Here is a 14,248-nt window from a genome sequence, read left to right on the forward strand (position 1 = left end):
TTCAGAAAGCCGCCGATATGCCCCAATCACCCCTGTCTGTACCGGCGAGTGGGATCCCACCACCCCGCTCTCCTGGGTTGGCATCGGCTGAACCGATGGATCGCTCCCCTGCCCCCCAACATCGCCCCTCCAGACCACGAACAAGCGCCGGACGCCGACCGCGAGGAGAAGACACAAGGCTTCTGCGGCTTCTGCCCAGCCCCAGGCGGATCGCAGCCGCGTGAGGCAGAAGCGTGCGCAACAGGTGGCGGCCTATGACCAGCCCCAGAGGCCTGCGGACGCGTGATCGAGAAGCGCGTAGCGATCGATGGCGGCTTATGCCCAGCCCTCGGGGTCTGCGGACGCCGTCTTCGAGGAGCGCGTAGCGATTTATGGCGCACCCCGGGCACCGGTCCGCATCTGTGATCTGCCCGTCCCTGGAACGGAACGCCCGGCCCGTTCTTCTGGGGGCTTCCCGACAGTCCTCGACTTTCCGTGGCGGGACGGGCGGTCAAGGGTGGCCGAAGGCCATCACGCAGTGACGCGACGAAGGAGCGCCCTTGAGGGGCCGGCCCGACACGGAAGACGATGGGACTGACGGGAAACCCCAGGACAGCTCTGATGCCGGTCGGGTGGGTCCCGCTCCCCCCAAGCCCCCGTCCCGCAAGCCGCCGGCTTCCGCACCGCCACCGCCGTTGGCGGGTGGGCAGCCACCGGGCCAGGGGGTGGGCCCGCGGGGGTGGGGATCCCGAATGCCCAGGCCTGCGTACCGCCCCTACAGGTAGTCCTCCAGGCGGCCGATCGCGTAGCCCTGTTCCTGGATCCGCTGGAGCATGCGGGTCGTCATCTGGATCTCCGTCGCGCCCTTGAGTTCGGACGGGCCGCGGAAGTGGGCCAGGATGATGTCTCCGGGCTGGAGGGCGGAGCCCTGGGCGTACTGGAAGTTGTTGATCTGCATCGACACCCGCCACAGGAGTACCGACGAGACACCGCACTCCGAGGCGGCCCGGAGGGTGTCGTTGTTGTAGTTGCCGAAGGGCGGGCGGAAGAGCGGCGGGCGCCGGCCGAAGCGCTTTTCCAGCCGGTCCTGCTGGCCGCATATCTCCTTCTTCTGCGCCTCGAAGGAGAGGGTCCTCAGGTTCGGGTGGGTCAGCGTGTGGTTGTTCACCGTGCTCGCCGAGCCATTGTCGCGGAGCTTCTCGAAGTGCCCGTAGTCGGAGGAGGCCACGCTGTCCGTGAGGAACATGCTGATCGGCAGCTTGAGATCGGCCGCCATCTTGAGGAACTCGGGGTCCTTCTCCGCGCCGTCGTCGAAGGTCAGGAAGACTATTTTCTCCCCGGCCGGCAGGGGTATTCGGTCTATCACAGGGACCTTGCCGGGGTCGGCCTTCGGGATCTGCGGCTTCTGGGCGGGCTTGGGCGCGTACTGGACGGGGGCGGTGAGGCCCCACTTCTTGTACGCCTCGTCGCCCGCGCCTCCCGGCGCGGGCGACGCGGGCGCGGGAGCCGGCGCGGACGGCGTCTGCGACGGCTCCTGCGTCGTCTTGCGGCCCAGCCGTTCGATGGGGTCCACGCTCTCCCCGCACCCCGTCAGGGAGAGCGCGAGCGCGCCGGCCGCCAGCGTTCCGGCTACCAACCGGCGCGCATACCTCACAAGTAGTCCTCCAGGCGAGCCACGGCGTATCCCTTGTCCGTGACGGTCTTCATGACATGACGGATCATGTCAGGCATCGTGCCCTTCCAGTCCTCCTTACCCCGGAAGTGCGTGAGGATGATGTCACCGGGGTGCAGGTCGCGGTCCCACTCGCGGTAGTCCATGCGGTTGGTGAACGCCTCGGCGTTCCACAGCGGGACGGCCTTGATGCCGCAGGACTTCGCCGCCTTGAGGGTGTCGTCGTTGTAGTTGCCGTACGGCGGGCGGAAGAGGGTCGGCCGCTTGCCGAAGGTCTTCTGGATGGTGTCCTGCTGGCCGCAGATCTCCTCGCGCTGCTGCTCGTACGACAGGCCGGGCATGTAGCGGTGGTTGAGGGTGTGGTTGTTCAGGGTGACGCCGGCGGCCTGCATCTGCTTGAAGTACGGGTAGTTGTCCTTCACCAGGTAGTCGCTGAGGAAGGCCGTGTACGGGATCTTCAGCTCCTGCATCATCTTCAGGAACTCGGGGTCCTTCTCCGAGCCGTCGTCGATGGTCAGGAAGACGACCTTGTCCTCGGTCGGGACGGTGGTGAAGACCGGGGGCAGTTCGTCCTCTTCGTGGTTCCACACCTCGAAGCCGTCACGCGTGCTGATGTGGGGCTTCTCCTTCGGCGCCGCGGGGGCCGCGAGCGGCACCTTGCGCAGCCCCCACTTCTTGGCGGCGGCGACGCGCGCCTGCTGCATCGCCTTGGCCTTCTCGGCGGCGCTGAGCGCGCCCGCGGCACCCGCCTCCGCACCCTTGGCGGCCTTCGCCTTCTCGGCCTTGTCCGGCCCGCCCGACTCCCCGGAGCCGCAGGCCGTGCCGAGGGCTGCCACCAGCAGGGCGGCCACGGCCACCCCGAACCGGCCGCGCGCACCCGCCGCGGACCGGTGACCCAGTTGCGTCTTATCTTCCCTTTGTCCGACTAGCTGCATAGCTGCGCATCCTGGCACCCGACACGCGGGCTTCCGGGACGACACCGCGCACCGGGGTGCGACGTTCCTCCGACCGGCCCACACACCCCGTCGCCGACAATGGACCCGTGACCCCCGAAGACTTCGCCGCCCTCCTCACCCCCGAGGGCCGCGCCCTCCTCGACTCGCTCCGCGACCACGACCCCGCCCAGGAGCTGGCCGTCGCCACCCGGCTGCGCCGCGAGCACCCCGCCGCGCTGGTCTCCGCAGCCCTCGGGCAGGCCCGGCTGCGACAGCGCGCGGTGGCGAAGTTCGGGGCCGGGGACGCCTTCCGGATGTACTTCACCCCCGGGGGCGGCGAGATGGCCACCCGCGCGTCCGTGGCCTCGTACCGGGCCGAGCGGCTCGCGGCGCTGGGCGTGCGCAGCGTCGCGGACCTGTGCTGCGGGATCGGCGGGGACGCCCTGGCGCTGGCCCGGCTCGGCATCCGGGTCCTCGCGGTGGACCGCGACCCGCTGACGGCCGCGGTCGCGCGCGCCAACGCCGAGGCGCTGGGACTGGCGGACCTGATCGAGGTCCGGGAGGCCGATGTGACGGAGGTGGACACTTCCGGCTTCGACGCGGTCTTCATCGACCCGGCGCGGCGCGGGGGCCGCGGCCGGATCTTCGACCCGGAGTCGTACTCACCGCCGCTGTCGTGGGCGGTGCGGACGGCCCGCGCGGCGAAGTACGCCGCGATCAAGATCGCGCCCGGGATCCCGCACGAGGCGGTCCCGGCGGAGGCCGAGGCGGAGTGGATCTCCGACCAGGGGGACGTCAAGGAGGCCGTGCTGTGGTTCGGCACCGCCCCCGGGACGGTGCGCGCCACCCTGCTCCCGGGGCCGCGCGGGCTGCACACCGCCGATCCGCTGCCCGATCCGGAGGCGGGGCCGGTGGGGCGCTGGCTCTACGAGCCCGACGGCGCCGTGATCCGCGCCCACCTGGTCGCCGAGGTCGCCGGGCAGCTGGACGGCCGGCTCATCGACCCGACGATCGCCTACATCACCGCGGACGAGCTGCGCGCGACGCCGTACGCGACGGCGTACGAGATCACCGACGTGCTGCCCTTCGGCCTGAAGAAGCTGAAGGCCCTGCTGCGCGAGCGCGGGGTGGGGATCCTGACGGTGAAGAAGCGCGGTTCGGCGATCGAGCCCGAGGAGCTGCGCAGGAAGGTCAAGCCGCAGGGCCCGAACGCGGCGACCGTCTTCCTGACCCGGGTGGCGGGCGCCCCTTCGATGCTGATCGGCGCTCCGGCCGTGCCGCCCGCGGCCGAGCCCGGGCAGTGACGTGCCGGACACCCCCTAACCCCCGTCGACCTCCACCGACTCGAAGCGCCAGCGGTGCACCGCGCGCGTGATCAGGTCGGCGGCCGGTTCGGGCAGTTCGGGCAGGTCCGCCGCGAGTCCCTCGGCCGCTTCCCACCAGGTCATCACGAGCACCCGGTCCTGCGGGGCCCGGAAGACCTCGCGGCGTACCGGTTCCCGGGCCAGGATCTGGGCCCGGGACCACTCCAGCAGTTCGTTGCCCCGGCCGTCGGCGGCCCGGGCCTCCCACATCAGGACGACGGTGCTCACGAGTACAGGTTGTCCTTGCTCAGCTCGTGCACGTGGTCGTGGTCGTGGCCGTGCCCGTGCCCGTGGCCGGGTGCGTGCCCGTGCGAGTGCCCGTGGCCGTCCGCGTGGGTGCGGGACGTCCCCGGTACGTGCGGGTCCGTGACCGGAAGCGAGGAGTCCGCGGACAGGTCCCAGTCCGAGGCGGGGCGGTTGCGCCTGACCATCTCCGCGCCGAGCGCGGCGACCATCGCGCCGTTGTCCGTGCACAGCTTGGGACGCGGTACGCGCAGGGTGATCCCCGCGGCGTCGCAGCGTTCCTGAGCGAGCGAGCGCAGCCGGGAGTTGGCCGCCACGCCGCCACCGATCATCAGGTGGTCGACGCCCTCGTCCTTGCACGCCCGGATCGCCTTGCGCGTCAGGACGTCCACCACGGCCTCCTGGAAGGACGCCGCGACGTCGCGCACCGGCACCTCCTCGCCCGCGTTCCGCTTCGCCTCGATCCAGCGGGCGACGGCCGTCTTCAGGCCGGAGAAGGAGAAGTCGTACGCGGGGTCGCGCGAGCCCGTCAGGCCGCGCGGGAAGTTGATCGCCTTCGGGTCGCCCTCCTTCGCGAGCCGGTCGATGACCGGGCCGCCGGGGAAGCCGAGCTGCAGCACGCGGGCGATCTTGTCGAAGGCCTCGCCGGCGGCGTCGTCGATGGTCGCGCCGAGCGGCCGGACGTCGGAGGTGATGTCGGGCGCGAGGAGCAGCGAGGAGTGTCCGCCGGAGACCAGGAGCGCCATCGTCGGCTCGGGCAGCGGCCCGTGTTCCAGCTGGTCGACGCAGATGTGCGAGGCCAGGTGGTTGACGCCGTAGAGGGGCTTGCCGAGGGCGTACGCGTAGGCCTTGGCGGCCGAGGTGCCCACCAGCAGCGCCCCGGCGAGGCCGGGTCCGGCGGTGACCGCGATGCCGTCGAGGTCGCGGGCGCTGACGCCGGCCTCCTTCAGGGCGCGTTCGATGGTGGGGACCATCGCCTCCAGGTGGGCCCGCGAGGCCACCTCGGGCACGACGCCGCCGAAGCGGGCGTGCTCGTCGACGCTCGACGCGATCGCGTCCGCGAGGAGGGTGGTGCCGCGGACGACGCCGACGCCGGTCTCGTCGCAGGACGTCTCGATGCCGAGGACGAGCGGTTCGTCAGCCATTGCTCTCACTGCTCTCAGTTCGTGCTTGTGCGGGGTCGGTCAGTCGCATGACGAGCGCGTCGACGTTGCCCGGCTGGTAGTAGCCGCGCCGGAAGCCGATGGGCTCGAACCCGAAGCGCTCGTAGAGCTTCTGGGCACGGGTGTTGTCCACGCGCACCTCCAGCAGCACCTCGGCGCACTCGAACGCGGTGGCGGCGCGCAGCAGGTCGGTGAGGAGCCGGGCGCCGAGCCCGGTCCCCCACTGGTCGCGTGCGGCCGCGATGGTCTGTACGTCGGCCAGGTCGCCGGCGGCGGCCAGGCCGGCGTAACCGACGAGGCGGCCGTCGGCGGTCTCGGCGACGACGTAGCGGCGGGTGGCCTGCGGGCCGCGCGCGTGGGCCAGTTCGGACCAGAACATCCCGGCGGACCAGGCGTCCTCGGGGAAGAGGTCGTGTTCCAGTTCCAGCACCGGTGCGATGTCCCACCAGCGCATCTCGCGCAGAACCGTCTCGGCCGTGGTCACTGCGGGGTGACCACCTTGTAGTTCTTGGGCACCTGCGCGTCGGGGCGGCGCAGGTAGAGCGGCGTCGGGGGCAGGAAATCCGTGCCCGCCGCGAGCCGTTCCGCGGCGAGCGAGGCCAGTGCGGCGGCGGACTGGTGCTCGGGGCCGCGCGCGTCGGGGAAGACCTCGGGGTAGAGGAGCGCGCCCTGGCCCACCGCGGGCAGGCCGGCGACCTGCTCGGCGATCTCCGCCGGGCGGTCCACGGCGGGCTCGCCGACGCGGGTGCGCGGGTCCTCGTAGCGCGCCCAGTAGACCTCCTTGCGCCGCGCGTCGGTGGCGACGGTGAAGGGGCCCTCGATCCCGGCGGCGCCCGCGGCGTAGGCGAGTCCGTCGAGCGTGCACAGGCCGTGGACGGGCACGCCCAGCACGGCGGCGAAGGTGGAGGCGGTGACGAGGCCGACACGCAGTCCGGTGTAGGGGCCGGGGCCGACGCCGACCACGATGCCGGTGACGGCGTCGAGCTTCAGTCCGGCCTCGGCGAGGATCCGGTCCACGGAGGGGATGAGCAGCTCCCCGTGGCGGCGGGCGTCGACCTGGCTGGACTCGGCGACGACGGACTCGCCGTCGTGCAGGGCGACGGTGACGGCGGGCGTGGCGGTATCTACTGCGAGCAAGAGCACGCGAACAGCCTACGACTCCGGGGGCCGCGCCCCTTGCGCCCGGTCGTCGAGCGGGGCGGCTGCTACCTTTCGACGGAAGGGATCACGAGGGATCACGTCAGCGCGGAGAGGTGGAGCAAGGTGGCACGCAGCAGCTCGGGAATCGTGGCCGGGCTCACCGCCGCGGCGATCGCCGCCGTCGGCTTCCTCGGCTACCAGGCCTCCGCCACGGCGCCGGCGCACCCCCCGAAGGCGGCCGCGCAGGAGCCGGCGCCCGCCGCGAGCCCCGCGGCCGCGGGCAAGCAGGATCCGGCGAAGCCCGTTCCGGTGCCGGAAGGTTCCGGCACGGGTGTGCGCGTCGTGTACTCGGTGGGCCAGAAGCGGGTGTGGCTGGTGACGGACGCCGCGCAGCCGCCGAAGTCGTTCGCGGTGATGCCCAGCACGGTGCACCCGAAGCCGGGGACCTACCTCGTGGGGTCGCGTTCGGGCTCGGTCACGGGATCCGACGGGGTGCCGATCGAGCACGTGGTCCGGTTCGCCACCGCGGAGGGCGTGGCGGTCGGTTTCAGCGCCCGGGTGGACGGTACGACCCCGGAGCCCGACCCGAACAAGAAGACCGGCGGCATCCGCATGACGCGCGCGGACGGCGACGCCATGTGGGCCTTCGCGACGATCAGCTCCAAGGTCGTCGTCACGCCCTGACGGGCCACCCGTTCACCCGGACGGGGGACCCCGCTGGGGCCCCGTCGTACGGTATGAGCCCTCAGGCCGCTTCGGACTCCGGAGCGGCCTGTTCGCGTACGTCCTCGGGTCCGTCCTCGCGCGGTGCGCGGTCGTCGCGCGGGGGCGTGGAGACGGCGCTGGCGGCCATGCCGGCGGCCAGCAGCACGCGCATGGAGACGGCGGACGGGCGGGGGTGGCGCTGTGCTCCTGCTGGTGCCGACATGGCTGCCTCCTGGACCCCGGGACGCCGTACTTAGGCATACCTAAGAAACTCTCGGTACCATGTCACCACGAGCGCCGCCGCCGGCGCAATATCTTGCCGACGAGTTGTCGGTACGTTTCCTACGACACCGCCCCGGCCAGGGCTTCCAGCCCCGCTCCCGCGCCCCACCGCGTGCCGATCCCGCGCACGGACACCTCGCGCACGTCGTCCAGGACCTCCTCGTGGCCGACGGCCCGCGCGATCACCACGTGCAGCCTGTCGTCGGACAGCTCTTCGACCTTTCCGTCGCCCCACTCGACGACGACCACGGACTCGGGCAGCGAGACGTCGAGGTCCAGGTCCTCCATCTCCTCCAGCCCGCCGCCCAGGCGGTACGCGTCCACGTGCACCAGGGCCGGCCCGCCGGTCAGCGAGGGGTGCACCCGGGCGATCACGAAGGTCGGCGAGGTCACGGCCCCGCGGACGCCCAGGCCCTCGCCCAGGCCACGGGTCAGCGTGGTCTTGCCTGCGCCCAGCTCGCCGGTCAGCAGGACGAGGTCTCCCGGCCGCAGCAGGCCGGCGATCCGGCGGCCCAGCTCCTGCATGGCGTGGGGGGAGTCGACGGTGATCCGGGTCTGCGTGCCGTGCGCGGACTCAGCTGCCGGTGCCTGGCTGCGCTGTGCTTCCAGCGGTACTTCTTCCATGCGCGCCAACGTTAGTCGCTACCGGGACCGGCACCGCCCCGGTGCGCGCCAGCAGCTCCGTGAGCAGCCGCGTCACGGTCTCGGGCCGCTCCAGCATCATCAGGTGCCCGGTGGACTCCAGGACGACGAGCTCCGCCGCGGGCAGCACGTCCTTGATGGCCACGCTGTGCCCCGGCGGGGTGATCATGTCCTTGTCCCCGGCGATGACGGTGACCGGGATGCCGGCGAACTGCTGGAGCGCGGCGGACTTGTCGTGGGTCTGGAAGGCCGGGTAGAACTCCGCGACGACGTCGATGGGCGTGCCCTCGATCAGCCGCTCGGCGAAGCGCGCCACGCCCGGATCCACGTCCCGCGAGCCGAACGAGTACATCTTGATCATGCCGGCGAACAGGTCCGCGGTGGCCCGGCGGCCCTTCTCGACCAGTTCCACCTGTGACCCGAGGGCCTTGAGCACGCCCGGCAGGATCCTGCGCACGGCGCCCATGCCGGCGGCGGGCAGTCCGTACGTCACCTCGTCGAGGCGGCCGCTGGAGGTACCGACCAGGGCCACGCCGACGACGCGGTCACGCACGAGCTCGGGATACTGCTCGGCGAATCCCATGATGGTCATTCCGCCCATCGAGTGACCCACCAGGATCAGCGGGCCCTCGGGAGCTGCGGCGTCGATGACGGCCTTGAGGTCCCGGCCGAGCTGCTCCATGGTCAGCGGTTCGCCGTCGGCCTGGGCCAGGCCGCGCGCGCTGCGCCCGTGGCTGCGCTGGTCCCAGTAGACGGCGCGGACGACTCCGCGCAGGGCCGCCCGCTGGAAGTGCCAGGAGTCCTGGGCGAGGCAGTAGCCGTGGCAGAAGACGACGGTGGCCGGGGCTTCGGCCTTGCGCCGCAGGCGGCGGCGCTTGCCGTCCTCGGGGAGTTCGTCGACCTCGTAGTAGAGCTCGGTGGCGTCCTCGGCCCGGCAGGTGCCCTCGGTACCGCGCAGGGAGCCGTAGTCCCCCGCCGCGTCGAGGGCCAGGCGGGCCTTGCGGCGCATGCCGCGTCCGACGGTGATCCGTTCGACCGCGACACCGGCCGCCGCGCCCGCGGCTATCACGCCGATGGCGGCGCCGGCCCAGCCGGCCCTGCGCCAGTTCTCGCTCACGCCGCCGCCCTCACTCCGCTCAGCCGCCCAGGTACACCCGGGGTACGCGTCCACCGATACGGGTGACGATCTCATACGCGATCGTGTCCGCCGCCCGTGCCCAGTCCCCGGCGGAGGGTTCACCGCGTTCCGCGTCCCCGAAGATGACGACCTCGTCACCCGCCCGGGCCCGGTCCCCGTCCAGGTCGACGACGAACTGGTCCATGGCGACGCGGCCGGCGACGTGGCGGACCCTGCCGGCGACGAGCACGGGGCCGGCGCCCGACGCGTGGCGCGGGATGCCGTCGGCGTAGCCGGCCGGTACCAGCGCGAGCGTGGTCTCGCCGCTGGTGACGTAGTGGTGGCCGTAGCTGACGCCGTGCCCGGCGGGCACCGTCTTGACCAGGGCGAGGGATGCCTTGAGGGTCATGGCGGGCCGCAGGCCGAGCTGGGCCGGGGTCCCGATCTCGGGCGCGGGCGAGACCCCGTAGACGGCGAGGCCGGGGCGCACCAGGTCGAAGTGCGACTCGGGGAGGGTGAGGGTGGCGGGCGAGTTGGCCATGTGCCGGACCTCGGGGTCGATGCCCTCCTTCTCCGCGTACGCGAGCATCTCGCGGAAGGCGTCGAGCTGGAGCTTGATCGAGGGGTGGCCGGGCTCGTCGGCGCAGGCGAAGTGCGACCAGACGCCGGTGACCTTGACGGTGCCCTCGGCCTCGGCGGCGACGGCCGCGCCGACCAGGGCCTCCCAGTCGCCGGGCTGACAGCCGTTGCGGCCGAGGCCGGTGTCGGCCTTGAGCTGGACGCGGGCGGTGCGGCCGGCCGCGCGGGCGGCCGCACGGACCTCGTCGAGGGCCCACATGCCGCTGACGGAGACGTCCACGTCGGCCTCGACGGCCTCGCGCCAGGGCCCGCCCGGGGTCCAGAGCCAGCACATGATGCGGCCTTCGAGCCCGGCGGCGCGCAGCGCGAGGGCCTCCTCGGGAGTGGCGGTCCCGAGCCAGGTGGCGCCGGCCTGCCGGGCGGCCCTGGCGCACTCCACCGCCCCGTGCCCGTAGGCGTTCGCCTTGACGACGGCCATCAACTCGGACCGGGGCGCCCGCTCGCGCAGTGCGCGCACGTTGTCCCGTACGGCATCAAGATCGATCTCGGCGTACACGCGCGTCGCTGTCTCGTTCATCGCCCACAGTCTCTCAGAATCCCCGCCGGGCCCCGGTGCGGGCGGCCGATGCGGCGGACGATTGCGCCCGCGCGGCGCGCGGGCGCAGTGGGGCAGGGCCGCGCGCGGTCAGGGGTGGGTGGTGTCCTGCCAGGCGGCGGGGAGGGCTTCGGCCAGGTGGTGGGCCAGGAGGGGGCCCCCGGTGCGACGGGCCGCCAGGCCGTGCAGGTACGCGCCCACCGAGCCGGCGTCCGCCCCGGACAGCCCGGCCGCCAGGAGGGAGCCCGCCAGTCCGGACAGCACGTCACCGCTGCCCGCGGTGGCCAGCCACGGCGTGCCCGTCGGGTTCACCCGGACCGGCCGGCCGCCCGCGGCGGCCACCAGCGTCGTCGACCCCTTGAGCAGGACCGTCGCTCCGTACCGTTCCGCGAGCCGCCGTACGGCCTCCAGCCGGCCCGCCTCCACCGACTCCCGCGAGACCCCGAGCAGCGCCGCGGCCTCCCCCGCGTGCGGGGTCAGCAGGGTAGGGGCCGTCCGGGCGCGCAGCGCCGCCGGGTCCAGGCCGCGCAGCCCGTCCGCGTCGACGAGCACCGCCGCGTCGCCCGCCAGCAGGTCCGCCACCTCGCCGGCGCGCCCCTCCCCCAGCCCCGGGCCGATCACCCACGACTGGACCCGCCCGGGCCCGATCAGCGTCTCGGGGTAGCGGGCCAGGACGGCGTCGGCCGCCGGGCCGACGTAGCGCACCGCGCCCGCGCCGCCGCGCAGCGCCCCGGCCACGGCCAGCACGGCCGCTCCCGGGTACTGGGCCGACCCGGCGACGATGCCGACGACGCCGCGCCGGTACTTGTCGCTCGACGCCGTCGGCTGCGGCAGCAGTTCCGCGACGTCCGCGTGCTGGAGGGCCTCCAGTTCCGGCTCCGGCAGCTCCAGCCCGATGTCCACGAGGTGCAGCGCGCCCGCCCGGGAGGCGCCGGGGTCGATCAGCAGTCCCGGTTTGTACGCCCCGAACGTCACCGTCACGTCGGCGGTGACGGCCGGCCCCGCCACCTCACCGGTGTCGGCGTCGACCCCGCTCGGCAGGTCAACGGCGACCACGGGCACGCCGGGCGGGATCCGCTCCGCCAGCGCGGCGGCCGCGGGCCGCAGCCCGCCCCGCCCGCCGATGCCGAGCAGTCCGTCCACCACCAGGTCCGCCCGCTGCGGTACGGCCCGCTCCACCCGGCCGCCGGCGGCGCGCAGCGCGGCCAGCCCGCCCGCGTGCATCCGTTCGGGGTCCATCGGCACGGCCGTCACTGCGGCTCCGCGCCGCGCCAGCCGGGCCCCGGCGTACAGGGCGTCGCCGCCGTTGTCACCGGGGCCGACGAGCAGGACGACCCGGGCCCCGTAGACCCGGCCGCGCCGGCGGGCCGGCAGTCCCGCGCAGGCGGCGGCCAGCCCGGCCGCCGCCCGCTGCATCAGGGCGCCCTCGGGGAGACGGGCCATCAGCTCCCGCTCGGCGGCCCGTACGGTGTCCACGCTGTAAGCAGTACGCATGGGGTCAACCCTCGGCGATCACCACGGCGGAGGCCACACCGGCGTCGTGGCTCAGCGAGATGTGCCAGGACTTCACGCCCAGCGCGAGCGCTCGCGCCTGGACCGTCCCCGACACGCGCAGCCGGGGCTGACCGCTGTCCTCCACGTAGACCTCGGCGTCGGTCCACAGCAGCCCCGCCGGCGCCCCGAGCGCCTTGGCCAGCGCCTCCTTGGCGGCGAACCGGGCGGCGAGCGAGGCGGTCCCGCGCCGCTCGCCGCTCGGCAGCGTCAGCTCGGCCTCGACGAACAGCCGCCCGGCGAGGCCCGGGGTGCGCTCCAACGCCGCGCCGAACCGCTCGATCTCCGCCACATCGATCCCGACGCCGACGATCACTTGGCCCACCCCACTACCCGACTACTCCACCGTCACGGACTTTGCGAGATTACGCGGCTGGTCCACCTCGTTGCCCCGGGCCGTCGCCAGCTCGCAGGCGAACACCTGCAACGGCACCGTCGCCACGAGCGGCTGGAGCAGCGTCGGCGTCGCCGGGATGCGGATCAGGTGGTCGGCGTAGGGGACGACGGCCTCGTCGCCCTCCTCCGCGATCACGATGGTCCGCGCCCCGCGCGCCCGGATCTCCTGGATGTTCGACACGATCTTGTCGTGGAGCACGGACCGGCCGCGCGGCGAGGGGACGACCACGACCACCGGAAGGTCCTTCTCGATGAGCGCGATCGGCCCGTGCTTGAGCTCGCCCGCCGCGAAGCCCTCGGCGTGCATGTACGCCAGTTCCTTGAGCTTGAGCGCGCCCTCCAGCGCCACCGGGTAGCCCACGTGCCGTCCGAGGAACAGCACGGTGTCCTTGTCGGCGAGGGAGCGCGCGAGTGCGCGTACCGGCTCCATCGTCTCCAGGACGGTGTCCACGGCCGCGGCGATGTCCGACAGCTCGCGGATCACCGCCCGGATCTCGTCGCCCCACTTGGTGCCGCGGACCTGCCCCAGGTACAGGGCGACCAGGTAGCAGGCCACCAGCTGCGTCAGGAAGGCCTTGGTGGAGGCGACGGCGACCTCCGGACCGGCGTGCGTGTAGAGCACGGCGTCCGATTCGCGCGGGATCGTCGACCCGTTCGTGTTGCAGATGGCCAGCACCCTGGCCCCCTGCTCGCGCGCGTGGCGCAACGCCATCAGCGTGTCCATGGTCTCGCCGGACTGCGAGATCGCGACCACCAGCGTCCGCTGGTCCAGGATCGGGTCGCGGTAGCGGAACTCGCTCGCCAGCTCCGTCTCGCACGGGATGCGGGTCCAGTGCTCGATGGCCAGCTTCGCGATCATGCCCGCGTGGTAGGCCGTACCGCAGGCCACGATGACGACCTTGTCGACCTCCCTGAGCACCGATACGGGGATGCGCACCTCGTCCAGCGACAGCGAGCCGCTCGCGTCGATCCTGCCCAGGAGGGTGTCGGCGACGGCCTTCGGCTGCTCGGCGATCTCCTTGAGCATGAAGTAGTCGTATCCCCCCTTCTCGGCCGCGGAGGCGTCCCAGTCCACGTGGTACGCGCGCACGGTGGCGGCCGTACCGTCGAAGTTGGTCACCGTGACCCCCTCGCGGCGGAGTTCGACGACCTGGTCCTGGCCGAGCTCGATCGCGGACCGCGTGTGGGCGATGAACGCGGCCACGTCCGAGGCGAGGAAGTTCTCCCCCTCTCCGACGCCCACCACCAGGGGCGAGTTCCGGCGGGCGCCGACCACGACGTCCGGTTCGTCGGCGTGCGCGGCCACGAGCGTGAAGGCGCCTTCGAGCCGGCGGCACACCTGCCGCATCGCCTCGGGGAGGTCGCCGGTGGCCGAGAACTGCTCGGCCAGCAGGTGCGCCACGACCTCGGTGTCGGTCTCGGACTCCAGCCGGTGGCCGCGCTCGGCGAGCTCCTCCCGCAGCGCGGCGAAGTTCTCGATGATGCCGTTGTGGACGACGGCGACGCGCCCCGAATTGTCGAGGTGCGGGTGGGCGTTGACGTCGGTGGGCCCGCCGTGGGTCGCCCACCGGGTGTGCCCGAGTCCCGTGGAACCGGCCGGCAGCGGGTGCGCGACCAGTTCCTTCTCCAGATTGACGAGCTTGCCGGCCTTCTTGGCGGCGGCCATGCTTCCGTCGGCGAGTACGGCGACCCCTGCCGAGTCGTAGCCGCGGTACTCCAGCCGCTTGAGTCCGGCGATGACCACATCGAGCGCAGACTGCGCTCCCACGTAACCCACAATTCCGCACATACGGCGCAGCGTACGCCGTGGTCGGCCGTCTGCCCCGTAGCCGAACAAGACGAAAACCCCGCCCCGGCGCATACGCCGGGGCGGGGTTGACGGTCT

The 14,248-nt window shown here is 72.9% G+C and carries 15 protein-coding genes; 2 read left to right on the forward strand and 13 right to left on the reverse strand.

Annotated features, from left to right (window positions below):
* Positions 1-754: 754 nt before the first annotated feature.
* The gene (locus AC2RP6_RS17095; protein WP_486447000.1) at positions 755-1,615 is read right to left on the reverse strand and encodes a polysaccharide deacetylase family protein; all 861 of its coding nucleotides are present in this window, start codon (positions 1,613-1,615) and stop codon (positions 755-757) included.
* A gap of 14 nt (positions 1,616-1,629) precedes the next feature.
* Complete coding sequence (locus AC2RP6_RS17100) at positions 1,630-2,586, reverse strand: polysaccharide deacetylase family protein (protein WP_486447001.1); 957 nt, start codon at positions 2,584-2,586, stop codon at positions 1,630-1,632.
* 107 nt (positions 2,587-2,693) lie between these two features.
* Here AC2RP6_RS17100 and AC2RP6_RS17105 point away from each other — a divergent pair, with 107 nt between their 5' ends.
* Entirely contained in the window at positions 2,694-3,890 is a 1,197-nt protein-coding gene (locus tag AC2RP6_RS17105) for a class I SAM-dependent methyltransferase (RefSeq protein WP_486447002.1), read from the forward strand.
* A 15-nt stretch (positions 3,891-3,905) separates the two neighbouring features.
* On the opposite strand, the gene AC2RP6_RS17110 is transcribed toward AC2RP6_RS17105, so the two are convergent.
* Genes AC2RP6_RS17110 through tsaB form a run of 4 tightly spaced genes read right to left on the reverse strand, consistent with a single transcriptional unit; the run spans position 3,906 to position 6,499 of the window.
* A complete protein-coding gene (locus AC2RP6_RS17110) occupies positions 3,906-4,178 on the reverse strand; it encodes a hypothetical protein (RefSeq protein WP_486447003.1) in 273 nt (90 codons plus the stop codon).
* Positions 4,175-5,338, reverse strand: a complete 1,164-nt coding sequence (gene tsaD / locus AC2RP6_RS17115) for a tRNA (adenosine(37)-N6)-threonylcarbamoyltransferase complex transferase subunit TsaD (protein ID WP_486447004.1) — start codon at positions 5,336-5,338, stop codon at positions 4,175-4,177. The genes AC2RP6_RS17110 and tsaD overlap by 4 nt, the downstream gene beginning before the upstream one ends.
* Positions 5,331-5,810, reverse strand: a complete 480-nt coding sequence (rimI, locus tag AC2RP6_RS17120) for a ribosomal protein S18-alanine N-acetyltransferase (RefSeq protein WP_030653711.1) — start codon at positions 5,808-5,810, stop codon at positions 5,331-5,333. Before rimI ends, tsaD begins: the two co-directional genes overlap by 8 nt.
* A 26-nt stretch (positions 5,811-5,836) precedes the next feature.
* Positions 5,837-6,499 (reverse strand): tRNA (adenosine(37)-N6)-threonylcarbamoyltransferase complex dimerization subunit type 1 TsaB, encoded by a 663-nt coding sequence (tsaB, locus tag AC2RP6_RS17125; RefSeq protein WP_486447005.1) that lies wholly within the window; start codon positions 6,497-6,499, stop codon positions 5,837-5,839.
* Positions 6,500-6,619: 120 nt separating this feature from the next.
* On the opposite strand from tsaB, the gene AC2RP6_RS17130 reads away from it, so the two are divergent.
* Entirely contained in the window at positions 6,620-7,180 is a 561-nt protein-coding gene (locus AC2RP6_RS17130; protein WP_486447006.1) for a hypothetical protein, read from the forward strand.
* Positions 7,181-7,241: 61 nt separating this feature from the next.
* On the opposite strand, the gene AC2RP6_RS17135 is transcribed toward AC2RP6_RS17130, so the two are convergent.
* The 7 genes from AC2RP6_RS17135 to glmS all read right to left on the reverse strand — a co-directional run bounded on the left by AC2RP6_RS17135 (position 7,242) and on the right by glmS (position 14,152).
* The gene (locus tag AC2RP6_RS17135) at positions 7,242-7,424 is read right to left on the reverse strand and encodes a hypothetical protein (RefSeq protein WP_486447007.1); all 183 of its coding nucleotides are present in this window, start codon (positions 7,422-7,424) and stop codon (positions 7,242-7,244) included.
* A gap of 119 nt (positions 7,425-7,543) precedes the next feature.
* On the reverse strand, positions 7,544-8,107 hold the full coding sequence (gene tsaE, locus AC2RP6_RS17140; RefSeq protein ID WP_486447008.1) for a tRNA (adenosine(37)-N6)-threonylcarbamoyltransferase complex ATPase subunit type 1 TsaE: 564 nt from the start codon (positions 8,105-8,107) through the stop codon (positions 7,544-7,546).
* Positions 8,058-9,317 carry an alpha/beta fold hydrolase gene (locus AC2RP6_RS17145; protein ID WP_486447009.1) on the reverse strand — a complete coding sequence of 420 codons (1,260 nt, stop codon included), beginning with the start codon at positions 9,315-9,317 and terminating at the stop codon, positions 8,058-8,060. The genes tsaE and AC2RP6_RS17145 overlap by 50 nt, the downstream gene beginning before the upstream one ends.
* Positions 9,262-10,398 (reverse strand): alanine racemase, encoded by a 1,137-nt coding sequence (gene alr, locus AC2RP6_RS17150; RefSeq protein WP_486447010.1) that lies wholly within the window; start codon positions 10,396-10,398, stop codon positions 9,262-9,264. The genes AC2RP6_RS17145 and alr overlap by 56 nt, the downstream gene beginning before the upstream one ends.
* Before the next feature lie 108 nt (positions 10,399-10,506).
* Complete coding sequence (locus tag AC2RP6_RS17155) at positions 10,507-11,910, reverse strand: NAD(P)H-hydrate dehydratase (protein ID WP_486447011.1); 1,404 nt, start codon at positions 11,908-11,910, stop codon at positions 10,507-10,509.
* 4 nt (positions 11,911-11,914) lie between these two features.
* Complete coding sequence (locus AC2RP6_RS17160) at positions 11,915-12,283, reverse strand: holo-ACP synthase (RefSeq protein ID WP_366677796.1); 369 nt, start codon at positions 12,281-12,283, stop codon at positions 11,915-11,917.
* Between the two features lie 21 nt (positions 12,284-12,304).
* On the reverse strand, positions 12,305-14,152 hold the full coding sequence (gene glmS / locus AC2RP6_RS17165; protein WP_486447012.1) for a glutamine--fructose-6-phosphate transaminase (isomerizing): 1,848 nt from the start codon (positions 14,150-14,152) through the stop codon (positions 12,305-12,307).
* Between the last annotated feature and the right edge of the window lie 96 nt (positions 14,153-14,248).

The sequence above is a fragment of the Streptomyces sp. WAC03905 genome, from assembly GCF_057371075.1.

Coding starts and splice junctions, on each gene's coding strand:
- AC2RP6_RS17100 (WP_486447001.1), bottom strand. CDS start 2,586: ATGCAGCTAGTCGGACAAAGGGAAGATAAGACGCAACTGGGTCACCGG.
- tsaD (WP_486447004.1), bottom strand. CDS start 5,338: ATGGCTGACGAACCGCTCGTCCTCGGCATCGAGACGTCCTGCGACGAG.
- rimI (WP_030653711.1), bottom strand. CDS start 5,810: ATGCGCTGGTGGGACATCGCACCGGTGCTGGAACTGGAACACGACCTC.
- AC2RP6_RS17135 (WP_486447007.1), bottom strand. CDS start 7,424: ATGTCGGCACCAGCAGGAGCACAGCGCCACCCCCGCCCGTCCGCCGTC.
- tsaE (WP_486447008.1), bottom strand. CDS start 8,107: ATGGAAGAAGTACCGCTGGAAGCACAGCGCAGCCAGGCACCGGCAGCT.
- AC2RP6_RS17145 (WP_486447009.1), bottom strand. CDS start 9,317: ATGAGATCGTCACCCGTATCGGTGGACGCGTACCCCGGGTGTACCTGG.
- alr (WP_486447010.1), bottom strand. CDS start 10,398: ATGAACGAGACAGCGACGCGCGTGTACGCCGAGATCGATCTTGATGCC.
- AC2RP6_RS17155 (WP_486447011.1), bottom strand. CDS start 11,910: ATGCGTACTGCTTACAGCGTGGACACCGTACGGGCCGCCGAGCGGGAG.
- glmS (WP_486447012.1), bottom strand. CDS start 14,152: ATGTGCGGAATTGTGGGTTACGTGGGAGCGCAGTCTGCGCTCGATGTG.